This is a genomic window from Streptomyces muensis (assembly GCF_021474425.1).
Lineage (GTDB): Bacteria > Actinomycetota > Actinomycetes > Streptomycetales > Streptomycetaceae > Streptomyces > Streptomyces muensis.
This window is the reverse complement of record NZ_JAKEIP010000005.1, coordinates 90,287-111,122: the sequence shown is the minus strand read 5'-3', so window position 1 is coordinate 111,122 and position 20,836 is coordinate 90,287. Positions and strand designations below refer to the sequence as shown.

The window sequence follows — 20,836 nt, the reverse complement described above, 5'->3', positions numbered from 1 at the left end:
GCGGGGCGGTGCGGGGGTGGGCCAGCGCCCGCCGCAGCGGGCTGGTGGTCGCGGTGGAGGTCGGGTCCAGGACGGCGATCAGGAGGCGTCCGTCCGGGGCGGGGACGATGACCGGCTGGTCGGCGGCGGGCTGCTGCATCGGGTCGGCTACTCGGTGTCGGGGTTGGCCGGGCGGGCGACGAACGGCAGGCGCTGTGCCCGGCTCACGTCGATCTCGGTGGCCCCGTACAGCGGGTCGGTGGGATCGCGCCAGAGGTTGCCGCCGTACGCGGGGTCCCGTTCGCGGAGCTGGTGGACGTACCCCCGGCACAGACGCGTGTCGTGGCCGCGGACCGGCCAGCCGGAGGTGGTCGCGCACCAGGTGCACGACGGATCGGGGCGCAGATGCCGGGCGATGACGTGGCCGAGCTGGGTCAGGCCGGCGCCGATGGCGAAGGACAACAGGACGACGAGGACGCCCATGGTCAAGAACCTTTCCTGGGTCAGAAGTTGATGGAGTGCAGCGCGTCGGCCAGCGAGCGGAACGCGTTGGTGATGGAGGGGGCGATGCCGGTGGAGGCAAGGAAGAAGCCGAACAGCGTGGCGGCCAAGGCCGGGAGGGGGCGCAGGGTGCCCCCTCGCAGCATCACGATCACGATGATGAGCAGGAGCAGGACGGCGGAGACGGAGATGGCCATCGGTCAGTTCTCTTCCTTGATCTGGGCGAGGAGGGCGTTGAGGGCGTCGGGCTTGTGCAGCACGTCGCGGGCCTTGCTGCCGTCGCGCTCGCCGACGATGTCCCGGGCGGTCATCTGGTCCATGAGCCAGACCGCCTTGGCGAAGCCGACGCGCAGCTTGCGCTGCAGCATCGACGTGGACCCGAACTGGGTGGAGACGACCAGCTCGACGGCGTGGCAGAACAGGTCCAGGTCGTCGCCGAGCGGCTCGGCTCCGTCTTCGTCCTCGTCGTCGTCCTGCAGTTCGGCCGGCGCCGGGTGGTCGGGGTCGGCCCACACATACGGTGTCCTGGGTCCGCCGGGCTGGAGGACGCTCTCGTCGTTGGCGAACCACTTCGAGACGGCCTGCCGACTGGGCGGCTTCTCCTCCGGGTACTGCTCCTCGAGCCGCTTCAGGCAGGCGTCGATCGTGATGCCGTCGGGCCCGGCGTCGCGGACCATCTCCATCACTTCGTCCTTGCGGGGGTGCTCGCGGGACTTGTCCTTCTCGGCCTCCTCCTGCGCCTGCTGGGCGCCGTGCTTCTCGGCGGCCTGCTGCGTGAGCCACTCGGCCTCGGCGAGCGCCTTGGAGATCGCGGCCTGCACACTTGCCTCGTCCGGGCCCGGCGTTCCGGCCGGCGCAGGGGTGGGCTGGCCGCCGACCGGCGGCTGCTGGCCCCCCTGGCCGCCGCCGTACCGCCGGAGGTAGTCCTCGGCGGACCCCAGAGGACCGAGGTCGCTGGGCAGGGTCCCGCGCCCGGTGCTTCCGTTGCCGGAACCGCCGGTGCCCGCGGGCGGCTGGACGGTCGGCGCGGGCGGCGCCATGGTGCCGGTACCGCCGCCGTTCATGCTGGCGGAGGTGCCCGTGCTCGCCGAGCGCGGCGCGTCGATGCCGAAGGCTTCCAGCAGCCAGCCGATGCGCTCGGTGTCGGACCAACGGTCGCCGTAGCCCCATTTGTTGGCGATGGCGACGGCCTCGTCGTCCAGGTCGGGACGGATGTGGGCGCGGGAGACCGCCATCTCCTCGATGTGCGTGGAGTCCTCGTCGTCGTTGACGTACGCGAAGCGCCCCTTCTCCGGCGGCTCGGAGGGGTTCATGGCCGACGTCTTGATGTAGCAGGCGCCGTTGCCGGGCAGGGCCGCCAAATTCACCTGGTGGTAGAAGTCCGGGAAGACGTACTGGCCCTCGCCCTTCTTCCGGAAGCGCAGGCCGATCGTCGTGTCGTACTGGCTGTCGATTTCGCCGCCGCCCGTGTTGGGGCCGGTACCGCGCTGCACCACGTCGACGTAGTCGATCGCCGCCTTGCGGCCCTTCTTGATGCCGCGGGTCTTGGGCTTGGCGGCCATCGGCGACCAGGCCATCAGGTCCGAGCCTTCCTCGGTGATGACGATGATCGCGGGCTTGTCCGGCTTCGGGACGAGCTTGCCGCCCGGGGCGGTCTTCGCCCGCTGGTCCGCGACGTCGTGTGCCGCGTTGTACAGCCGTACCGCCTCGTCCTCGGTCGTGGCGATCCAGTCGATGAGCGGGCGGTCGATGACGTTGCCGTCCCCGTCCTTCCAGCCCTCCACCCACGGCCGCACCCACCGCTTGGCCGTGTGGCCGCTGGCCATGTCGATCATCCAGATCACCGCGTCGACGCAGCGCGTGAGGAGGGAGATCAGCACGTGCAGGGTGACGCTCTTGCCGGAGCCCTTCTGGCCCGCGATGAGCACGCTGTTCTGCCGCATCAGCAGTTCGATGGGCTCGCCCGACTCCAACATCCCGAGCGTGAGGGGCTCGTTGATGGTGATGGGGTGGTCGCTGGGGTCCAGCTCCACCAGCTCGGCGAGCACGTTGCGCGTGGACACCTGCAGGTACGCCCGGTCGGCCGTCTCGCCCGGCTTCAGGGTGAGCGCGCCGGCACGGACACCGGCCTTCATCTCCAGGCGCTTGAGCAGCGGCAGCAGGCCGTCGAAGTCGGTCTCGGTGAGCCGCAGCGTCAGCTGGAAGCCGTAGTTGGCCTTGTCCTTGCCCTCGACGAACACGCCGCGGGCGCCGACCGAGGCGAACATGTCCGCCCAGTCGGTCAGCGGCTTGGCGAGCGCCGCCTCCTCCTTCGCCCACTGCTCGGCGATCTCGTCGCCGCGCAGGTAGCGGTCGATGCCGTAGAACGGGGAGATCATCACCGTCATGGCGCCGAGCGCGGCGGCCGAGGCGAGCGTCCAAGGGGTGCCGTGGGCGACCCAGTTCAGCCAGCCCGCCGCGGCGCCGGTCCAGATGCCGGAGAAGGCGGTGTGGAACCAGCGGGCACGCTTGGAGCGGCCCTCGCCGCCGGTGCGGATGAAGCGGGCGGTGGCCACGGCGATGACCCCGCCGACCGAGCCGATGCCGAGCATGTCCAGCGGCACGGTGTGGCCCTGGTCCTCGATGACGCCCAGGCCGACGCCATCGAGGTAGATGAACCCCGCGGTGAACAGCGGGGTCGAGACGACCCCGTGCACCCAGGGGATGACCTCGCGGTCTTCCTTCGAGCGGGCCATGGTGTGGAACTCCTTAAGGTCAGGTCGTGGTCAACAGCCGGAGAGGGAGCAGCGGAGCGGGAGCGCCCGGTGGGATCAGGCGGTGTTGCGGGACTGGTCCCACTTGGCGGCCTGGTAGCTGGGGTTTTCGAGGTTGTGGAGCTGCTCCTGGTGCAGCAGCCGGTACAGGAAGTGGACGGCGGTGATGGCGCCGCCCAGGTCGCGGAAGCGCTGGCCGGCGTCCCGGTGCATGGCGGTGACGGCCTCGTGGACGCGGAACTCCGACTCGGTGACGGTGGCGACCGTCTCCATCAGCTCGTAGAGGGCCTCCGCGAGCGGCGCGAGGTGCTCGATAGTCATCTCGTAGCCGAACATCGTCCCGGACGGGTGCAGCCGGATGTGGATCCCGGCGTCGCGGATGGCGCCGGAGGCCAGCAGCAACGGCATGACGTGGACGGTCGGGTCGGTCCACGCGAACTGCGGCATGACGTGCGCCCAGTTCTCGGACAGGTCCCACTTGCGGCCCTGCCAGGTGGGGTTCTCGATGTTGTCGAGCTGCTCGGCGTGGATCTCCCGGTACACCTTGTGGGCCGAGTCGACGAACGCGCCCAGCGCCAGGAAGTGGATGCCGATCGTGCGGTACTGGTTCGGGATCTCCGGGTTGACCTTGAAGTCGTCCTCGGTGACCTGCGCGATGTCGTGCATCAGGTGGCACATCGCGAACTCGAGGTGGCCGAGGTTCTCGATGACTGCCTCGTAGCCCTTCATGCTGTCGGCCGGCGCCGCCGCGAAGGCGGCTGCGGCCATCCGGATCGCGTCCGCCGCGTAGATGAGTGGATAGGCGTGGTGAACCGGGGCGTTGTCCACGGGTGTTCCTCCTGCGGTTCCTGCTGCGGTGGCCGGCGACGGCACGGGGGCGTGCCCGCCGGAAGTCGGTACGGGAGCGGCGGTGCCGCCTCCTGCGGTCGGGACCGGTCCGGCCTTCTTCGCGGCGGCCGGCGCGGGCAGCGGGCTGGCGGTGGCGGTCTTGTAGACCCACGCGTTCAGCCACGACCAGGTCCGCGAGACGTTGACGAGCTTGGCCAGCGGGCTGGTCGCCCAGTACAGGACCCGGGAGAGCGGACGCAGCCAGTTCGGCCCCATGGTCGAGAAACGGACCGTGCCCAAGAACGAGTTGAGGGAGAGGACCGCCCGGCCGCCCCAGCGCATCGCGTTGGCCAGGAGCTTCCCGCCGTGCCGGCGGGTGCCGCGGAACACCGCGCGGAACGGCGTCGCCACCTTGTTCATGCGGTGGCGGAACCTCGGACTGCTGACCTTCCGGTACACCTTCCCGGCGGCGCTCTTGGTCTTCCGGATCGGGTTCCGCTTCCAGGTGTAGCCCGCGTGCCGAGGCGCCTTCGCCTTACCGACCTTGTGCTTCTTCTTGCCGGACCCCTTCGGGCCCTTCGCGGCGCCCTTGCCCTTTCCCTTGCCTGCGGGCGAGACCTTGCCGGGCTTGCCCGGAGCGCCCTTGCCGGGGCCCTTGCCCGGGGCCTTCTTGCCGCCAGCGCCCGTGCCCTTGCCGGTGGGCGCGCCCTTGCCCGCGCCCGTGGTGCCCTTGGGCGCCTTCTTGCCGCCCAGGTCCTTGATCTTCCCGGCCAGGGCCTTCGCGTCCTTGCCCAGCGCGCGCGAACCGTCGCTGAGACCCTCGAGCATCCCCTTGCCGCTCTTCCCCGGCACGGCAGAACCCTTGCCGCCTCCGGCGCCCTTGCGGTTCAGGTTGCCGCTCCCGGGCGTGCCGGGCCCCTTGCCGCCCGGGCCCTTGGAGCCGAGTCCCTTGGAGCCAGGCCCCCCGCCGCCGAACAGGCTGCCCTTCATGGGCTTGGGACCGGCGGTCGACCGGTTGCCGCCCAGGCCGCCCTTGTTGGAGCGCGGCGAGGTGTTCAGGCCGCCGGAGCGGTTGGAGGACGCGCGGTTCGGTCCCAGGCCGACAGGCTTGCGGGACGGGCCACCACCGGGGCCGGTCGTACCCCGGGACCCGGCGCCGGAGCGCCGCGGGCCGCTCCCGCCGGAACGGTTCCCCGACAGACCGCCACCCGAGCGGCCAGCACCAGTGCCCGCGCCTCCCCGGCGTCCGGCGCCCGTGCCGCGGCCCGGGCCGCCTCCTCCGGTGCCGTTCCCGGCCCGGTTACGGCGGCTGGCGACCTGAGCGGCCCGACGGCCGGCCCTGATGACCGCAGCCGTGGTCGCGGTGGCCGCGGCGGCCAGGATCGCGAAGATGACGATCGGCAGGCCGAAGACGTGGGCCAGCCAGCACACCGAGATCAGTCCGGTGATCACGCCGCCGGGGATCAGGACCCCGGCAAGGTTGCTGTCCTTCTGTGACGTAGAGCGACGGCGCTGCGTGCGCTGACCGCCCGGGTCCGTGGTCGCTGCCGCGCCCGACGCCTGGGGCGGTACGGCAGCAGCAGGCGGCGGCGCGGTCGCCGTGGCCGCCGGCGGCGCCATGTCGAAGTCGGGGGTGCTCACGGGGTCTTCCTCCACATCAGGGGCGGCGAGGTGCGGTAACTGTGCGTGTCGGGCATGGCGTCAAGCCGGAGCGTCAACGTCAACGTCAAGGAGCCTCGTCAACGTCAATTCGTGCTGATCAAGGGGCCGTTTCCGGGGCCTGGGGCGGGGTTTGGAGCCCTCACGTCGCGTCCGGGAGATAGACGTTGACGTTGACGCACCCAGCTTCACGTCACGTTCGGTTAGCGAAGTAGGAGAGGATGAGGACCGCGCCGATGACCGCCAGCAGGTGGTTGGCGAACCTCGACGAGATGCGCTGGCGGGTGACCGGGCGGTAGGCGGCGGAGAAGTCCCGTGTCCCGCGTGAGGCGTCCAGCGGCTGGCGCAGGCCGGCCGGGATGCCCTCGAAGGACGTCTTCCAACGCGTCGGACTGTCACGCTCCGTGAGGTCGGGAAGCTCGCCCGCCTGCAGGGCCATCTCGAGCGTGTTGAGGTCCCGGCGGGCGCGGTCGATGTTCCGCTGGATCCAGTCGTCCCTGTCGTTCACCGCGACGGTGCGCAGGATCTGGTCCAGGTGGTGGTGGACGGCGGCGAAGTGCGCGATCGCGGGAGTCTCGGTCAGCGCGAACTGGGCGTCGACGCAGGCCATCTGACGGCCGTTGAGCTTGGGCGGCGGTACGCGCTCGAGCTGGGGGTCCATGCTTCCTCCTCTCGGGTATTTGTGCAGGTCAGGCGGTGCCGTTGTAGGCGTCGAGGGCTTCGAGCTGACTCCAGTCGACGCGGATCTCCAGGTCGAGCTCCTGGTCGCGGGCCCAGTTCTGGCCGTCCTTGTCGCCGGGCAGCCGGGTGGTGATCTCGGACTCCAGGCGGCGGGCGGCGCCGGTGAGGATGTCCCGGGCCTCGCGGACGGTCGTGGCCCGCAGGACGGTCCCGGTGGTGTCGTTGGTCATCGGTGACGGCTCTCTCTCGTTCTCGTGTTTTTGCAGGTCAGGGGGCTTGCCAAGTGCGGTCGTAGTCCGCGCCCGGGTTCTCGTCGCCGCCGGCCTGGAACTGTTCGTCGAGCTGCCGGGACTCGGTGATGGCCTGGATGACCGGGCCGAGGTCGAGGGAGATGCGGAGCTTGATCGGGGTGTTCCGGCGGGTGTCGTTCTTGATGAAGGGGTCGCTGGGGACGAGGGTCTTGAGGTGGGCGTCGATGAGGTTCGTGACGGCCTCGAGGGAGGTCTGGGCCTCCTGGGCGGTGGCGGCCTCCCACTCGTACTTCGGGGGGGCGACGAGGGTCATGTCCCTTGCTCTCCTTCGGTCTTGGTCTCGCGGGGTGGGTCTCGGTGCCGGGGCGGTCTCGGTGTCTGCCCCGGCCGGTGCGGGTCTCGCAGGGGTGTGTGAGACCGGGTCTCGCGAGACCCGGTCGCGGGGTCTCAGCCGTCGGTGCCAGTGGCGTCGGTCTCGGTCTCGAGGTCTCGGTAGGTGCGGTGTCCGGCCTCGTACAGGGCCCGGGCGTCGGCAAGCCGCTTAGCTGCGGTGGAGCGGGGGCAGCCGGTGATCTCCTCGGCCTCCCCCTTGGCGTTCTTCGGGCCGAGCTGCACCGTGTTCGCGCCGCCGCGCTCCCACATGACGTCCAGCAGGGCCTGGACTTCGGCGGCCTTGTCCCGCAGCCGCGAGACCTTCGCGGTACCGGTCTCGCGGGGGCGAGACCTGGGGGCCGTGGTCTCGCGAGACCGGGCCTGGGTGGTCGCACGAGACCTGCGAGACCCGCCCTGGCCGGTCTCACGAGACCCGGTCTCGCGGGTCTCAGCGGTCTCGGTCTCGGTGTCCGTGCCGGTGTGAGACCCGGTCTCGGTGGTCTCGTGAGACCCGTTCGAGACCCCGGTCTCACCGGGGGGCAGCGCACGGCGGGTCTCGGTCTCGATCGCCTCGGTGTCCGAGACCGAGGTCTCGGGCGAGACCCGCTCGAGGAACTCGATCACCGGGATCGTCGTGGGACCGGCGTCGGGACCGGTGCGGTGGACGGTGACGACGTAGCGGTCCGCGTAGGCCGCTCCGGCGCGGCGGGCCTTGCGGTCCGCGAGGATGTGGCCGGCGGCGGTCCAGGCGGCTTCGGCGTTCGCCCACCGAAGCGGGTTGTCGATCATCAGGGAGCGGGCGGTCCAGGAGCGGACCGGGTAGCGGGTCCAGCGGCCCATGCCGAGGCTCGGCAGTGCCGGCGGGAGGTTCTTGTCCTCGCGCAGCTTGCGGCGGTGGACCAGGCGGGCGAACAGCTCCCACAGGACGACGCCGACCATCGACATGGCGCTGAAGGTGACCGCGCGGGGGGTGGCCGACCAGTCGTGGGAGTAGTGCCACCACTGCTGTACCGCGGCGCCGATCCCGAACAGCCAGGTGGCGATGCGGTACTCCCAGCCCTTGTCGCCGTCGCGGCGGGCCTGGTCGTACAGCCAGGCGCAGTACGCGGTCGTCATCTCGTACGCGGCGGCGTAGACCAGGGACGCGACGAAGTTCCAGCCCAGGACCTTGATGGCGAAGCCGGACTGTCCGGTCCAGGCGACCACCATCGGCGCGATGATGGGCACGATGATCAGGGCTCGGACGGCGGCGGCCAGCAGGATCTTGCGCACCTTGTCGAGCGGGGTCGGCTTGCCCTCCTTGCGGGACTGACGGCGCTGCCGGGACTGCTCGTCGAGCTGCTCCTTCTCCTTCCGCCTCTTCTCCCGGCGCCGGTCGGCCGCCTCGTCCTTCAGGTTCCGCTTCTCGATCTTGTGAACCGTCGGGCTCAGGGCGCGCTCGAGTTCTGCGGCGGCCTTCTCCCGGTCCTCCTGAGCCTCCTTTCGCAGGTTGTCGGCCTCGGCGGTCGCCTCGGCGCGCTTGGTCCTGGCCTCCTGCAGGGCGGTGTCGGCCTGTGCGGTCAGTTCACGTGCCTGGCCCTCAGCCCGGTCGAGGATGCCCGCGGCTTCCTCCCGGGCCTGGCCGACGAGCTGCTCGGAGAGCTTCTCCGCCTCGGCGACCGCCGAACGGGCCCCGGCGCGCAGCCGGTTGGCCTCGTCCTCGGCGGTCCGGCGGGTCCGGTCGGCGTCGTCCGTGGCGTCGGTGCGCAGCTGCGCCGCCTCGGCGGTGGCCGCGTCCCGGACCCGGTTGGCGGTCTGCTCGGCCTGGGTGCGCAGGGCCTCGGCGGTCTCCTGCGCGTGCTGGCGCACCCGCTCGGCCTCGGCCCGGATGGCCCCGGCCTCGTCCTGGGCGCGCTCCCGCTCGGCGGCGCCCGCCGAACGCAGGCGCTCGGCTTCAGCGGCAGCGTCGCTGCGGATCCGCTGGGCGTCCTCCCGGCCGCGAGCCAGGGCCTGCTCCGCCTCCGTACGCAGCCGCGCCGCTTCGGCACGGGCCTTGCCCAAGACGGTGTCCGCCTCGGCACGAGCCCGGGCGGTCAGGTCCTCGGCCTGGCTTTTCGCCTCGGCCAGCAGGCGGTCGGTGGCCTCGGCGGCCTCGGACCGCAGACGGTCGGCTTCCTCGGTGGCGTGGGCGATTCGCTCGGACGCCTCGGCGTCGGCGGTCGCCCTGCTCTCCTCGGCCGTGCCGGCCGCGTCGGCGCGCAGCGTCTCGGCCTCGGCTCGGGCGTCGTCGAGCAGCTTCTGCGCGGCCTCCTGTGCGCGGGTCCGAAGCTGCTCGGCGTCCTGCTGGGCCTTGTTGTGCAGGGAGTTGGCGGCCTTCTCCGCGTCGGAGCGGAGGATGTCCGCCTTTTGCTGGGCCTCATCGAGCAGGCCCTGGACGGTGGTCTCCGCGTCCGTGGCGGCTGCGGCGACCTTGGCGGTGGCCAGCTTCTCGGCCTCGGCAACGATGCCGTCGGCCTTGGCGCGAGCCTCGGCCAGCAGCGCCGATTCCGGCGACGTGGTCGCAGCCGCCTTCGTCGCGGCGGTCTTCCTGCCACGCCTCGGGGTTTGGCTGTTGCGGTTGGCGGCCATGTCTGGCGGGGTCCTTTCGGATCAGCTGGCGGAGGTGTCTGGGTAGGGCGGGATGGTCAGAAGGCGATGACGAGGCCGGCCGTGACGGCGAACAGCAGCCCGGAGAGCTTCAGCAGGACTCCGGCCCGGGCCAGGCACTGGAACTTGGCCTTCGCGATCGCGGAGAGCACGGCGAGTTCGGCGCGCCGGTCCGCTCCCGCTCCGAGCGCCTCGTCCAGCTCGGTTGCGGTGCAGCGGGAGTAGTAGATGAAGTTGGCGTTGGTGGTGCCGGTCAGCCGGGGCAGCACGACGTCCAGGAGCAGCCAGGTCGACACCCCGGCGAGGACCGAAGCGACCAGGCCCAGGGCGGCGACCCACCACGGCTGGCGCAGCAGGCTGTCGGCCTTCTCCGCGAGCGGGCCCGCGACGATCGCGACGCTGGCCAGCAGGATCGAGCTCTTCGTGTCGGTCCGGCTGATCTCGCCGCGCACCACGAGGAGTTCGGACTCGGTGAAGTCCGGCTCCGGCTGGTGCGCGGTCCGCTCCTGCTCCTCCAGCACGCCGGCGATCCGCTCGACGTTGCCGTCGACCAGCGTGAGCGTCTCGTTCACACCGGCCAGCTCCTGCGACACAGCGAGCACGCTGTAGGGCAGCGCGACCTCGTCGCCGTTCTGGATCGGCCAGCCGTGCTCCGGGCTCTTCCCGTCCAGCGCCTGGTGGGCGCGCTCCCGGTAGCGGTCGGCCTGGTCGGCCGGCGTCACCCGGGGCTGTTCCTTCATCGTGGTCATGGAGCGGTTTCCCTCTCGAGGATCGGAGCGGTCTGGGGTCGTGGAGTCAGGAGCGGCGGCCGGAGAACCGGACCCGGGACTTCGGCCTGGTGGCGACCACGACGGTGCGCGGGGTGCTGAGGTCGATGGCCCAGCAGTTCGCGGCGTGGTCGTTGGCCTCCTCCCGGGTGTGGGTGAGCTCCCGGGTGAGGTCCAGGTCGAAGAGGCAGCCGTGGCAGCGCCAGTTCGTCTTGCCGTGCCGCTGGCCGGTGATGTCGACGTACGAGCCGCCCCGGGTGCGGAACCGCAGGACCAGGTCGGCGGGCCGCTCGGGCTCGGCGGGCCGACGGCCCGGCACGGCCACGGCGGCCGGGGCCGGGTGGCCGGCCAGGTGCTGCGCGGTCTCGGTGCCGGACGGCGTCTCGGCGTCGCGGCGACGGCCGCGGAGGCGGATCCGGACCCGGCTCGCGTCGGTCATGGTCGGTGGTGTCCTTCCGTTCGGTGAGGCTGAGGTGACGGGCGGTGTTCGCGTCCGGGCGCACTCGGCCCGGGCGGTAGCGCTGTACACGAGGGGGTGGTGGGTGCGGGGCCCGACCGTTGTCGGCTCCAGCCGGGCCCCGCCGGGGAGGTCGGCTAGGGACTGGCGACCGCCGGGGCTTCACCGCGGCTGGCCTGTCGACCGCCGAGAACGAAGCCGAGGACGGTGCCCATGACGAGGCTGATCACGAGGAAGACCCCGGTGAACCAGCCCAGGTGGGCCAGGGCAAGCCAGAAGCCGTTGACGAACACGTCGATCGTGGTGAGGACCGCGCCGGTCAGCGCCACGAGGATCACGAAGATCCCCGCACCCTTGCTCAGCGGCGGCGCCTCATCCACGTCGTCGTGACGCTTCTCCATCGGAACGGCCGGCATGGTCGGCGCGGCCGAGGTGTCGAAGCCGGTGGTGGTCATCAGCGGCCACCTCCCAGCGCGCGGGCCGCAAAGCCCAACACCCCGGACGTCGGGGCCGAGTTGCCCTCGAGGACGTGGAGGACCTGGTTCATCGTGTCCTCGCCGTCGCCCTGCAGTACGACCTCGCTGTACTCGACGGCGTTCCGGGCCAGCGCGACCCGCTCCGAGCCGGGCAGCTCGGCCGTCACCGAGTGGTGGGAGAAGTCCTTGACCAGGTCGCCGATCTCCGCGACCGCGTTCGTGCTGCCGGTGCCGTCGCCGCCCAGGGACTTCAGGACCTGCGCGAGGTCCGCCAGGTCCCGGGGCTGGTAGGCGTGGAGCTGGGCGATCGCGTCGAGCAGGGGCCGGACCGCAGGGTGCACGTCCGCCTGGTAGGCCAGCGCGGCACGCTCGGCAGCGGTGCGGGAGGAAAGGGAGGAGGAGGTCATCGCGTGGTCACCGCCCCGGTCTTGCCGTACGCGGCGACCTCGGCGAGGTTCGTCAGGACGTCGCAGTCCACGTCGGACAGCTCCCCGGGGCCCCCGTTGAGGGTCGCGCGGATCTCGTCGACGCTGCGGACCTGCACCGGCTTCGGCTCGATGACGTGGTCGGAGTTGGTCCACGTCATGGCGTGCACGGTCACCTCGCCGGTGCTCCGGCGGCGAACCTGCACCGCCCACGCGGCGTTGCGGCCCAGGGCCTCGGTCGCCTCGGCGCCCCGCAGGACCTTCAGCACCTCGAACGTGCCGGTCGGGTTGTAGTACGTGACGCCCTCGGTCCGGGGGCCGATCTCCTTCTGCACCCGCGCGTCCGCGTCGGCGGACTGCACCATGGTCGCGACCATCATGCCGACACCACCTCGGCCTGCTCGATCCGGACGTCGGGCGAGGTGAAGACCAGGATGTCGATCAGCGCCATGCCGTTGGCGTCGGGGCGCCGGACCTTGCCGCTCAGCTCGACCTGCACGCCCTCGGTGCAGACGGACCACAGGTCGAGGTAGTGCTCGGTGTCGACGACGCACTGGGCCGACTCGCCGGTCGTGCCGGTCACGGTCACGATCGCGCGCCGGTCCTCGCCGTCGCCCAGGACCTGCACCGCCGTGACGGTGCCAGACGCGGACACCAGGGTGCCCGTCGGGACCATGTCCAGGTGCCGCGTGTCCGGGCCGAGGTCACCGAGGTACTCGACGACCAGGCGGCCGGGCCGGCGGCGAACCGGAAGGGCGGGATGGGTCGGAACGGGCTGCTCGGAGGTGGACTCGATTCCGCGCACCGCCTTGGTGTCCGCGGTCGTGCTTGTGCGATCCTTCATGGGGATCGGCCTCCCTGAGAGTGCAGGTGGGCGGTTCCTTTCTCGGCCGGTGGTAGGACACCTTCCGAGGCGGGCCCCGGTCGGGTGGTAGGACACCCAACCGGGGTTCTTGCATGTCAGGCGGTAGGACGCCTGGAGTGTGGCCGGGAAGTTTGACCCCGTCACGGGTACAAACTTACGCTCCACTCGGGGCCCGGTCAATACGGTTCCGGAAGCTGGCGTTACGAAGAGGAGGGGCGACGGCCACGCCCGGGCCGATTCGCGATCCAGGCGTCGATCGTCGACTGCAACCATGCCGGCGAACGGTTGAACTGCTCGTCGGGAAGCGGGAGATCCTGCGGTCGCACGGTGAGCCCATCCGCAATCCGCTTGCGGGTGCGCTTCAGATACATCCGTACCGTCTCGCTCGTCACGCCGATCTTGGCGGCCACCGCTTCGGTGTCGAGCAACGGATTCCCATCCGACACGTCCACTCCTTGTCCCCTTGGTGGGGTCAAAGGTATCGAACGCGTCGACTCGAGCACCGCAGCAGGCATCGCCACAACCAGCACCTCCCCTCAGTGCGACCAGAGAAAATGTACCCTTGACGGGGACAATATTAGGGCGTTTCATGTGGCTGTCTAGCCCCTCCGAGGTGGTTGGTGTCTGACAAGGACTGACCGTCTCGGCGCTGTCAGCGACTGCACCGACGAAAGTGAGGAGGCCGATGCTGGCCCCCCGATCCGCGCACTCCCCGGCGCTCGAGGACGTGTCCACGACGCCGGCACGCCCTGCGGTTCCCGAGGGAGCCCAGTGAGCGGCGCGGCTTTGGTGTGGGCGATGCGTCACAAGAAGTGGTGCGAGTCCACTGGCGAGTTGGCCGTGCTGATGGCCATCGCCGATCACATGAACAAGGACCTGAAGAACTCGCATGCGAGCCAGGCGACGCTCGCTGAGGAGACGTTCATGTCGGCGCGCTCCGTGGGCACGCACATGCGGAATCTCGCCAAGCGTGGCGTGATCGTGCCAGGTGATCCCGAAGCCGTCGAGCACATTCGCCCGGATCGCCGTCCCCCGGTGTGGGATTTCCCTGCTGACCTGCCCAAAGAGCCCCCGGCGACTGGCAATGAATTCCACCCGGGCGGGAGACCTGCGGAGGCTGACCAGAAGGGACGGGTGGCAAGAGGTTCCACCCGCGAGCGGGGCACGGGTGGAAAATCGGCGCAGCCACGGGTGGAAACAGTTGCCGACGAACCTGGAAGTACTGAACCTGGGGAAAGCGTCGTCGGTGACGGCCGTAGGCCACCCACCGGTAGTAGAGGGCCTGCCGGGCGCGGCGAGGCCGCGTCGAGAAGCGAGGCGCCGACGAGGAAGCTTGCAGTGGCCGACCTCCGCCAGGTGGTAGAGGGAATCCCCGCTCCACTGACCGCTCAGCTGCAGAGCGAGTTCCCTCGAGGTCTGCCGTCCTCGGTGAATGAGGCCGTAGCCAAGGCGGTCGTCGACGAGCAACGGACCGTCGACCAGGTCGTCGAGCGAGTAGAGCGGCGCTGGCTGCTCTGGTCGTACGAGAACGACGCCGTCGCCGAGTCCGGCCGCGGGCTCGACCGGCCCCTTGGCGTCCTGTTGGCGCTGCTCGGCGCCTCGGCCTGCTGGGGCAACAACGCGCGGTGCGAGGACGGCATCGACATCGACACCGGCACCGAGTGCCCACGGTGCGCCGAGGTCCGGGAGGACAAGGCCGCCGAGCGGGCTGCCCAGGAGATCCCCGCAGTTGGCGGCGGATACAGCGTCCCCTTCCAGGCGCCGAGAGACGCCGAGCCCAGCCCGTACGTGCACTGCCGTGGCTCCGGCTGCGGCGTGAAGATGTGGCCCAGCGAAGACGGCCTGTGCCGCGAATGCCGCGAATACGCGAGTGTGTGACAGCTGGTGGATCAGGGCGCTTCGCCGCCAACTCGGGCCTGATGACTGGAACATGAAGCGGGAGCCTCCCTTCCGAGAGTGGTGATCAACACCGTGTGCCTGCGTCGTGACACGCGGGAAGGTGGACAGGGGCGGGCAGCGGAAGTGACCACCCCATGTCCCCCCGGCGCGGCCGGGACCGGCGTGCCAGACTCGGCAGGAAGGGGACGCGGCGTCGGCCGCGGCGAAGGAGGGCACGGGATGTACGAGGATCGGCCGGCCTGGGCACAGCGGATGGAGGCCGAGCGGAAGGCCCGCGGCTGGTCGCCGCTGGACGCGGCCCGCGCGATGATCGCGCATTCGGCCGATCCGATGCCCGACGACAAGACCGTGGCTCGCCAGTGGCGCCGGTGGGAGGCGGGCGAAGTCGAGCCCCGTGACCGCAAGGAACTGATCGCGAAGGTGTTCGGGACGACGACGCACGCGTTCTTCCCGGTGCCGTCGAAGCGGGACGGCCGTGCCGAGGTCCTGGCCGTGTCCGGGATGGACACCGTGGACATCGTCTCGAGGCTGCGGTCCAGCGACCTGGACCAGGCCACCATGGACGCGCTGGCCATCACCGTGGACCGGTTGTGCTCGGAGTACGCCTACATGCCCGGTGACCAGCTGCTTGCCGAAGGTCGGGCGTGGCTGACGCGGGTCGTCGGCATGCGTTCGCAGCGCCTGACGCTCACCCAGCACCGGGAGGTCCTGGTCCTGGCCGGCATGCTGACCCTGCTCGTCGGTTGTGTGGAGTACGACTCCGGCGGGCGCCAGGGGCGCCTGGCTGCCGAGGGGACGCGGCAGGCCGCGCTCGCCCTGGGCCGCGAGGCCGGGCACGCGCCGATCGTTGGCTGGGGCCACGAGATGCAGGCGTGGTTCGCCCTGACGCGGGGCGACATGAAGGGTGTCATCGCCGCTTCGGACGAGGGCATCGCCGCAGCGCCGAGTGATAGCGTCGCCGTCCAGCTCTGGGCCCAGAAGGCCAAGGCGTGGGCTCGTCTCGGTGACCGCCGTCAGGTCGAGGTTGCCCTCGACTCCGGCCGGCGCCTGCTCGAGGGCATGGCGTACCCGACCAACCCGGAGAACCACTTCACGGTCGACCCGGCCAAGTGGGACTTCTACGCGATGGACTGCTACCGCAAGCTCGGCGAGGACGCCCTCGCCGAGAACCTGGCCCGCGAGGTCCTGCGCGTCGGGATCGACTACGACGGCACCGACCGCTCCCCTATGCGCAATGCCGAGGCCCGGGTCACCCTCGGCGTCGTCGCCGCCCGCCAGGGCGCCGTCGACGAGGCCGTCTCGTACGGGATGAAGGCCCTCGGTGGCGAGCGGAAGTCCTTGCCTTCCCTGGCCATGGTCGCGGACGACCTCGGTGGAGTCCTCGCCCGCGACCACCAGGAGCAGCCCGAGGCCCGCGAGTTCCTCGACCACCTGCAGGTGCTCCGCAGCGCCTGAGTCCTCAACCGCCTCCGTGTACGGGCCGCCCGCAGGGCGGCCCGTTTCATGTGTCGGCGTACGGCACGTCGGTCCTACTGACGCCACATCACAATCGCGTGGCCCATTCGAAGCTGAATTCATGCTGGTCCCCGTGCAGGTGGAGCAGGGTTTATGGAGTGCTTAATTCAGCTTCTGTAATCGGGGAGTTCGGGGAGAGCGGGTGCTGTACCGGTGGTGTACCGGCGGCGTACCGGTGGGCCGCGTAAGCTGCAATTACCGGGCTGATTTGGGAGTTGAGTTCGCGATGGGGACGACCGTGCGTCGGTGGACCGGCCACGAGGCGACTGTGCTGCGCGACGTGCTGCGGTTGTCCATTCGCCGTTACGCCGACCGCCTTGGAGTCAGCCCCAGCATGGTGATGGAGTGGAAGAACCGCGGTACGAGCCTGGTCCCGGTACCGGAGACGCAGCAGATCCTGGACACAGCTCTGGCTCAGTGTGAGCCGCACGAGCGGGAGGCGTTCTTCGCCGCGCTCGAGGCGGCGCCGGGGGCCGCGCCTGGTTCCGCCGCGGGTGCCCTGCCGGCGGGGATGGCTCGGCTGGAGCCTGCCTCGGAGGTTGTGGAGAGTCAGCACCGCTGGCGTGAGGTGCGGCAGTACCTGAATGGGCATCGCGAGACGCTGTCACGGGCGGCGGCCGAGTTGTACGACCCTGCTCTACGTATCAGTGGGACGCCGATGCTGATGGCGCCGGCCTGGAAGGCAGCCGAGCCGGTTCCGCTGGATCAGGTGGAGCTGGTGTGGACGGACGACGTGCCGGAGGTCCTGGTGACCGGCAGCGAGCCGGAGGCCGTGGGGACGCATCCGTTGCGGGCTCCGGGGGTGCGGTTCGATCGGTACACGTTGGCGATCCGGTACATCTCCGCACCGACGCTGTTCGAGAACCGGCCCAGCTACCGGCTCACGGCGGTGAACTGGACGCCGGGGGCGGGGAAGTTGACGTTCGGGTTGGCCTCGTACTTCGACAAGGTCGACTTGTGCGAGGCGGTCGGGCACGAGTTCGCTGCGGCCTATATGGAGCACCAGGAGCAGGGCGGTGGTGAGCGCCTTGCGTGGGGTGGGCTGCCGTTGCGCCGTCTGGTGGATGACCCGTTCGACCCAGGGTTGCGTGCTGTGACGCCGGCGATCACGACTCTGTTGATCCGGCGGCGGCGTGATGGGTCGGCGACGTTCTTGTTGCACTGGCGGGATCCGGCGAAGGTAGTGACCGCGGGTGGGTTGTACGACGCGGTGCCGGCGGGAGAGTTCCAGCCGGGCAGTGTGATGTCCGCGCAGTCTCCTCAGGATTTCGACCTGTGGCGGAACATCGTGCGGGAGCTGAACGAGGAGTTGTTGGGGGCGCCCGAGTTCGATGGATCCGGCGGCCCCCTGCAGTACGAGCGGTGGCCGTTGTGGCGGACGCTCGAGCGGGCTCGCGTTGAGGGGCGTGTTCGGGCCTTCGCCTTCGGGGTGGGGGTGGATCCGCTGACACTGGCGGTCGCCATCCCGAGCGCCCTGGTCATCGACGATGAGCTGTTCGACCAGCTCTTCGGGGACATCGCTGCGGAGAACGCCGAGGGCGTCACGGTGACTCACTGGAATGGCCAGGACGTGCGGGGCGGCATCCCCTTCACTCATCAAAATGTCACACAATTCATCAACAACGAACCGATGGCCCCTCCCGGAGCGGCGTGTTTGGCCCTAGCGTGGGAGCACCGGGACCTTTTGCTGTCCCGGTAGGACCGATCCGTCCCGTCGTCCGAGGAGCCGACCCTGACCAGCGTGGTGTCACCTTCCGAGAGCCAGCAGCAGTGGCGCAGCGTCCGCGAGTACCTCAACGAGAACCGGTTCGCCTTGACGCAGCGTGCCGTGCGGGCCTTCCCCGACGACTTGCGGGTGGCCGGTACTCCCCTGCTGGCGCGGCCGGCCTGGCTTCCGGCGGCTCCGGTCCCGCTGGCGGATGTGCGGCTGGACTGGCGGGGCGACGGCGCGCTGGCACCGATCACCGGTGGCGAGCCGGAGCTCGGCCACATCCTGCCCCGGCAGGATCACGGGGATCCGGTGGCGTCCTATGCCGCGGCCGTCGAGGCGCTCGCCCGGCCCAAGTTGTTCGAGAACAGGTCGTGCTACCGGCTGCTTGCAGCCGATGCCGCAGGCGAGGCCCCCGTCTTGGGATTCGGCCGCGGCCAGTACTTCGATGTGATCAACATCTGTGAGGCGTCGGCCCACGAGTACGCTGCGGCTGCGCTCGCCGCCCCGGGTGACAGTGCGCCTCCGGCGTCTCAGATGCCGTTCCGTGCGGCTGTCGGCGATCCCACGGACCTCGCCCGGCGCCCCGTGATGGCCGCGATCAGCACGCTCGCCATTCGACACGACCGCAAGACCGGCGAGGCCGAGTTCATCCTGCACTGGCGCGACCCGGCGAAGGTGGCGACCGGGGGGAACCTTCACCAGGTGATGCCGGTGGGGATGTTCCAGCCGTCCCACGATGCGCCATGGAACGAGACGAACGACTTCGGGCTGTGGCAGTCGATCGTGAGGGAGCTGAGCGAGGAACTCCTCGGCAGTAGCGAGGAGTACGGCAGCGACAAGGCGCCGATCGACTACGCGGCCTGGCCGTTCAACGCTGCTCTGCAGGAGGCCCGCGACGCCGGTGAGCTGCACGTTTGCTGGATGGGGCTCGGCATCGACCCCCTCACCTACGTCTGCGACATGCTCACCGTCGCGGTGTTCGACGCGGACCTCTTCGACACCGCCTTCCCCCGACTCACTGCGACCAACGACGAAGGTCACCTGGTCACCGTCGAGGACAGCACCGGCCGTTCCGTCGGCATCCCCTTCCGCGCCGACCACGTGGAGAGGCTGACCACCCAGGAGCAGATGCAGCCGGCCGGAGCCGCGCTTCTTCGCCTGGCCTGGGAGCACCGGTCCGCGCTGCTCGCCTCTCCAGAGTGAGGTCCGTCTGCCGCGTGGAGTGATTGCGCCGCATGCACCAGATATGACGGAGGCCCGCGGCCCTGCGGCTGAGCAGGGGGCGGGCCTCCGTCATGCGGCGGGTCAGGTGAACGTGACGGTCATGGCGCAGCTGGTGATGGTCTTGCCGGCTTCTTCGTGGGCTGTCTTGTGTGCCGTGTCGTCGACGGTGTCGCAGACGAGGCGGCCGTCGGCGGTGTGGGTCCAGCCGCATGAGGGGTCGCCCCACTTTTCGGTGACGATGTCGATGACGGCCTGCTCGGTGGGTCCGTGAGGGGTGTAGCCCTCGCTGGTCTCGCTGGTGCCGCACAGATCACAGACGGCGATGAAGCAGGCGACCGGGCGTGTAGCCATCAGGCATTACTCCTGTTCGTCTCCCACAGGTCCCGGTAGGGGCTCTCGCCGCAGGTGCGTTGTGCCTCGGCGCATGCCTGCTCGAATGCGGAGCGGACGGCGGCTTCGTCGGTGCCGCGGGCGGTGGCTTCGGTGAGCGCGCTGGTGCCGGGCCGGTGCTCGACGCGGTGGTGCGCGGGCTGGTCGGTGTAGGTGTCGGGCTCGAAGTCCCAGGCCCACAGCCAGCCTTCGAAGTCGCTGAGGAATGTGCGCAGTTCTCGGCCGTCCGGCGTCCAGGACCTCGGGCCCATGGAGAACACCTGCCGCCGTTGCGCCTCTGTGCGCCGTACGGTCGAGAGTCCGCCGGGGCCGTGCTGCTGCCAGCGCTGCCGCGGCCAGTCCTCCACGGTGGCGGGCCGGCCGCGGTCCTGCGCCCACTGGGCTACGACATGCTCGGCGAGCTCTCGGTGCTCGAAGGGCACGGCCCGGGCCGTGGAGATGGTGGTGCCACCGAGCAAGGCGACGTACACCATGGGTTCGTTGTCTGGGCGGGTCACGGTGGCGTGTTCCCAGACGTGGCCGTCGAGTTGGTCGGCGTCGCCGGGGTTGACGGTCAGGGCGCCCTTCTCGCCACGCTCGATCTTGCGGACCTCGACGGTGCCACCGCCCTCAAGGTGGACGTGGTCGCCGACCTTGAAGTCGTCGGCAGGAAGGCGGAGTTCGGGCATGTGTGGATCCTCTCAGGCTGGCTGACGGGTGGTGGTCAGCGCCGGCGGAAGAGTCGGCTGGCGCCGACCAGGACGGTGGTGCAGGTCCCGATGACGAACAGCCAGCCGACGCAGCCGTCTTCGGCGGCGTGCATTTCGGCGTGTTCCTCGCACGTCTCGCACTCTTCGTTGGCGGCGCCGAAGCCCAGCCAGTTGCCGCTGTGGAGTTCGGCGTGCCACTCGCACACCTCGCACGGTTCCCTCACGTCGCCCCCTGGCCGGTACGGAGGCGGTCGGAGGCCGGATCACTCAGGGTGGTGAGGGCGCGGGTGATTTCAACTGCGTCGGTCGTGCCGGCGGTGGCGGGGGCGTACTGCCACTTGTATGCCTGGAGGTCGGCGGTCGCCGCGCCGTGGCGGGTGAAGACGACCCACTCGGTGGTGAGCGGGTAGGCCAGGGCGTGGCCGGGGAGGATGGCGCGGCAGTACTCCTCGAGCGCGGCCCGGGCGGCGTCGGTGTCGCCGGTCAGCGCGATGAGGTGGTCGCTGCCGTGGACGTCCTGGCTCCAGGCGACCAGGACGCCGTGCTGTTCGGCGTCCATCGCGTCCCGGTCCGGCTGGAAGGCGTGGACGTCGCACGGGAGCAGGAGGTACTCCCCGTTTTCGCGGGCGCCGGCGACGAGGTAGCCGTCGCCGCCGCAGCTGAAGCAGTCCTCGGTGTGCTGCGGGAGGGTCTCGCCGTCGGCGGGGACGGGTTCGTCGTGCTCGTTCAGTCGGGTCTTCAGGTAGGTGGTGGTCACGGCGCTCCTTGC

At 70.4% G+C, this 20,836-nt stretch carries 23 protein-coding genes and 1 pseudogene; 5 read left to right on the top strand and 19 right to left on the bottom strand.

Annotated elements, in window-relative coordinates; translation table 11 throughout:
• Positions 1–147 precede the first annotated feature (147 nt).
• The 15 genes from L0P92_RS02855 to L0P92_RS02785 all read right to left on the bottom strand — a co-directional run bounded on the left by L0P92_RS02855 (position 148) and on the right by L0P92_RS02785 (position 13,085).
• On the bottom strand, positions 148–462 hold the full coding sequence (locus L0P92_RS02855; protein WP_234760814.1) for a hypothetical protein: 315 nt from the start codon (positions 460–462) through the stop codon (positions 148–150).
• A 20-nt stretch (positions 463–482) separates the two neighbouring features.
• Entirely contained in the window at positions 483–677 is a 195-nt protein-coding gene (locus L0P92_RS02850) for a hypothetical protein (protein ID WP_234760812.1), read from the bottom strand.
• A gap of 3 nt (positions 678–680) precedes the next feature.
• Positions 681–3,215 carry a DNA translocase FtsK gene (locus tag L0P92_RS02845; protein ID WP_234760810.1) on the bottom strand — a complete coding sequence of 845 codons (2,535 nt, stop codon included), beginning with the start codon at positions 3,213–3,215 and terminating at the stop codon, positions 681–683.
• A gap of 75 nt (positions 3,216–3,290) precedes the next feature.
• Positions 3,291–5,702: a hypothetical protein gene (locus L0P92_RS02840; RefSeq protein ID WP_234760809.1), complete on the bottom strand. Its 2,412-nt coding sequence runs from the start codon at positions 5,700–5,702 to the stop codon at positions 3,291–3,293.
• Between the two features lie 211 nt (positions 5,703–5,913).
• Positions 5,914–6,381, bottom strand: a complete 468-nt coding sequence (locus L0P92_RS02835) for a hypothetical protein (RefSeq protein WP_234760808.1) — start codon at positions 6,379–6,381, stop codon at positions 5,914–5,916.
• Between the two features lie 28 nt (positions 6,382–6,409).
• Positions 6,410–6,631, bottom strand: a complete 222-nt coding sequence (locus L0P92_RS02830) for a hypothetical protein (RefSeq protein WP_176188250.1) — start codon at positions 6,629–6,631, stop codon at positions 6,410–6,412.
• 37 nt (positions 6,632–6,668) lie between these two features.
• On the bottom strand, positions 6,669–6,965 hold the full coding sequence (locus L0P92_RS02825; protein ID WP_234760807.1) for a hypothetical protein: 297 nt from the start codon (positions 6,963–6,965) through the stop codon (positions 6,669–6,671).
• A 134-nt stretch (positions 6,966–7,099) separates the two neighbouring features.
• Entirely contained in the window at positions 7,100–9,631 is a 2,532-nt protein-coding gene (locus L0P92_RS02820) for a hypothetical protein (protein WP_234760806.1), read from the bottom strand.
• Positions 9,632–9,687: 56 nt separating this feature from the next.
• Positions 9,688–10,398 (bottom strand): Pycsar system effector family protein, encoded by a 711-nt coding sequence (locus L0P92_RS02815; protein WP_234760805.1) that lies wholly within the window; start codon positions 10,396–10,398, stop codon positions 9,688–9,690.
• A gap of 46 nt (positions 10,399–10,444) precedes the next feature.
• Positions 10,445–10,855 carry a hypothetical protein gene (locus tag L0P92_RS02810; RefSeq protein ID WP_176188258.1) on the bottom strand — a complete coding sequence of 137 codons (411 nt, stop codon included), beginning with the start codon at positions 10,853–10,855 and terminating at the stop codon, positions 10,445–10,447.
• Between the two features lie 155 nt (positions 10,856–11,010).
• Positions 11,011–11,328: a hypothetical protein gene (locus L0P92_RS02805; protein WP_234760804.1), complete on the bottom strand. Its 318-nt coding sequence runs from the start codon at positions 11,326–11,328 to the stop codon at positions 11,011–11,013.
• Positions 11,328–11,756, bottom strand: coding sequence for a hypothetical protein (locus L0P92_RS02800; protein ID WP_176188262.1), 429 nt, complete (start codon positions 11,754–11,756; stop codon positions 11,328–11,330). The genes L0P92_RS02805 and L0P92_RS02800 overlap by 1 nt, the downstream gene beginning before the upstream one ends.
• Positions 11,753–12,154 carry a hypothetical protein gene (locus L0P92_RS02795; protein WP_234760803.1) on the bottom strand — a complete coding sequence of 134 codons (402 nt, stop codon included), beginning with the start codon at positions 12,152–12,154 and terminating at the stop codon, positions 11,753–11,755. The genes L0P92_RS02800 and L0P92_RS02795 overlap by 4 nt, the downstream gene beginning before the upstream one ends.
• Positions 12,151–12,618, bottom strand: coding sequence for a hypothetical protein (locus tag L0P92_RS02790; RefSeq protein ID WP_176188266.1), 468 nt, complete (start codon positions 12,616–12,618; stop codon positions 12,151–12,153). Before L0P92_RS02790 ends, L0P92_RS02795 begins: the two co-directional genes overlap by 4 nt.
• Positions 12,619–12,839: 221 nt before the next feature.
• The gene (locus L0P92_RS02785; RefSeq protein ID WP_176188268.1) at positions 12,840–13,085 is read right to left on the bottom strand and encodes a MarR family transcriptional regulator; all 246 of its coding nucleotides are present in this window, start codon (positions 13,083–13,085) and stop codon (positions 12,840–12,842) included.
• Between the two features lie 352 nt (positions 13,086–13,437).
• Between L0P92_RS02785 and L0P92_RS45625 the strand changes: the two are divergent.
• From L0P92_RS45625 to L0P92_RS02765, 5 genes and pseudogenes are all read left to right on the top strand, one after another.
• Positions 13,438–13,602 (top strand): annotated as a pseudogene (locus L0P92_RS45625) (helix-turn-helix domain-containing protein); the annotation flags it as partial.
• Positions 13,603–14,067: 465 nt separating this feature from the next.
• Positions 14,068–14,517 carry a hypothetical protein gene (locus tag L0P92_RS02780; protein WP_234760801.1) on the top strand — a complete coding sequence of 150 codons (450 nt, stop codon included), beginning with the start codon at positions 14,068–14,070 and terminating at the stop codon, positions 14,515–14,517.
• A 240-nt stretch (positions 14,518–14,757) separates the two neighbouring features.
• A complete protein-coding gene (locus L0P92_RS02775; protein WP_234760799.1) occupies positions 14,758–15,993 on the top strand; it encodes an NsdA family TPR-like regulatory protein in 1,236 nt (411 codons plus the stop codon).
• Between the two features lie 286 nt (positions 15,994–16,279).
• Positions 16,280–17,752 carry an XRE family transcriptional regulator gene (locus L0P92_RS02770; RefSeq protein WP_234760798.1) on the top strand — a complete coding sequence of 491 codons (1,473 nt, stop codon included), beginning with the start codon at positions 16,280–16,282 and terminating at the stop codon, positions 17,750–17,752.
• Between the two features lie 42 nt (positions 17,753–17,794).
• A complete protein-coding gene (locus tag L0P92_RS02765; protein WP_234760797.1) occupies positions 17,795–18,967 on the top strand; it encodes a hypothetical protein in 1,173 nt (390 codons plus the stop codon).
• Positions 18,968–19,069: 102 nt separating this feature from the next.
• Here L0P92_RS02765 and L0P92_RS02760 read toward each other — a convergent pair whose 3' ends face one another.
• The 4 genes from L0P92_RS02760 to L0P92_RS02745 are packed head-to-tail and all read right to left on the bottom strand — an operon-like array spanning position 19,070 to position 20,824.
• Positions 19,070–19,339 carry a hypothetical protein gene (locus tag L0P92_RS02760; protein WP_234760796.1) on the bottom strand — a complete coding sequence of 90 codons (270 nt, stop codon included), beginning with the start codon at positions 19,337–19,339 and terminating at the stop codon, positions 19,070–19,072.
• A complete protein-coding gene (locus L0P92_RS02755) occupies positions 19,339–20,046 on the bottom strand; it encodes a hypothetical protein (protein WP_234760795.1) in 708 nt (235 codons plus the stop codon). The genes L0P92_RS02760 and L0P92_RS02755 overlap by 1 nt, the downstream gene beginning before the upstream one ends.
• Positions 20,047–20,081: 35 nt before the next feature.
• Positions 20,082–20,291: a hypothetical protein gene (locus tag L0P92_RS02750; RefSeq protein WP_176188282.1), complete on the bottom strand. Its 210-nt coding sequence runs from the start codon at positions 20,289–20,291 to the stop codon at positions 20,082–20,084.
• Positions 20,288–20,824 (bottom strand): hypothetical protein, encoded by a 537-nt coding sequence (locus L0P92_RS02745; protein WP_234760794.1) that lies wholly within the window; start codon positions 20,822–20,824, stop codon positions 20,288–20,290. The genes L0P92_RS02750 and L0P92_RS02745 overlap by 4 nt, the downstream gene beginning before the upstream one ends.
• Between the last annotated feature and the right edge of the window lie 12 nt (positions 20,825–20,836).

Bases quoted from the DNA above. Each gene is read 5' to 3' on its own strand.
- L0P92_RS02820 (WP_234760806.1), bottom strand. From the start codon at position 9,631: ATGGCCGCCAACCGCAACAGCCAAACCCCGAGGCGTGGCAGGAAGACC.
- L0P92_RS02790 (WP_176188266.1), bottom strand. From the start codon at position 12,618: ATGAAGGATCGCACAAGCACGACCGCGGACACCAAGGCGGTGCGCGGA.
- L0P92_RS02775 (WP_234760799.1), top strand. From the start codon at position 14,758: ATGTACGAGGATCGGCCGGCCTGGGCACAGCGGATGGAGGCCGAGCGG.
- L0P92_RS02845 (WP_234760810.1), bottom strand. From the start codon at position 3,215: ATGGCCCGCTCGAAGGAAGACCGCGAGGTCATCCCCTGGGTGCACGGG.
- L0P92_RS02795 (WP_234760803.1), bottom strand. From the start codon at position 12,154: ATGATGGTCGCGACCATGGTGCAGTCCGCCGACGCGGACGCGCGGGTG.
- L0P92_RS02810 (WP_176188258.1), bottom strand. From the start codon at position 10,855: ATGACCGACGCGAGCCGGGTCCGGATCCGCCTCCGCGGCCGTCGCCGC.
- L0P92_RS02830 (WP_176188250.1), bottom strand. From the start codon at position 6,631: ATGACCAACGACACCACCGGGACCGTCCTGCGGGCCACGACCGTCCGC.
- L0P92_RS02815 (WP_234760805.1), bottom strand. From the start codon at position 10,398: ATGACCACGATGAAGGAACAGCCCCGGGTGACGCCGGCCGACCAGGCC.
- L0P92_RS02800 (WP_176188262.1), bottom strand. From the start codon at position 11,756: ATGACCTCCTCCTCCCTTTCCTCCCGCACCGCTGCCGAGCGTGCCGCG.
- L0P92_RS02755 (WP_234760795.1), bottom strand. From the start codon at position 20,046: ATGCCCGAACTCCGCCTTCCTGCCGACGACTTCAAGGTCGGCGACCAC.
- L0P92_RS02855 (WP_234760814.1), bottom strand. From the start codon at position 462: ATGGGCGTCCTCGTCGTCCTGTTGTCCTTCGCCATCGGCGCCGGCCTG.
- L0P92_RS02835 (WP_234760808.1), bottom strand. From the start codon at position 6,381: ATGGACCCCCAGCTCGAGCGCGTACCGCCGCCCAAGCTCAACGGCCGT.
- L0P92_RS02805 (WP_234760804.1), bottom strand. From the start codon at position 11,328: ATGACCACCACCGGCTTCGACACCTCGGCCGCGCCGACCATGCCGGCC.
- L0P92_RS02825 (WP_234760807.1), bottom strand. From the start codon at position 6,965: ATGACCCTCGTCGCCCCCCCGAAGTACGAGTGGGAGGCCGCCACCGCC.
- L0P92_RS02760 (WP_234760796.1), bottom strand. From the start codon at position 19,339: ATGGCTACACGCCCGGTCGCCTGCTTCATCGCCGTCTGTGATCTGTGC.
- L0P92_RS02850 (WP_234760812.1), bottom strand. From the start codon at position 677: ATGGCCATCTCCGTCTCCGCCGTCCTGCTCCTGCTCATCATCGTGATC.
- L0P92_RS02770 (WP_234760798.1), top strand. From the start codon at position 16,280: ATGGGGACGACCGTGCGTCGGTGGACCGGCCACGAGGCGACTGTGCTG.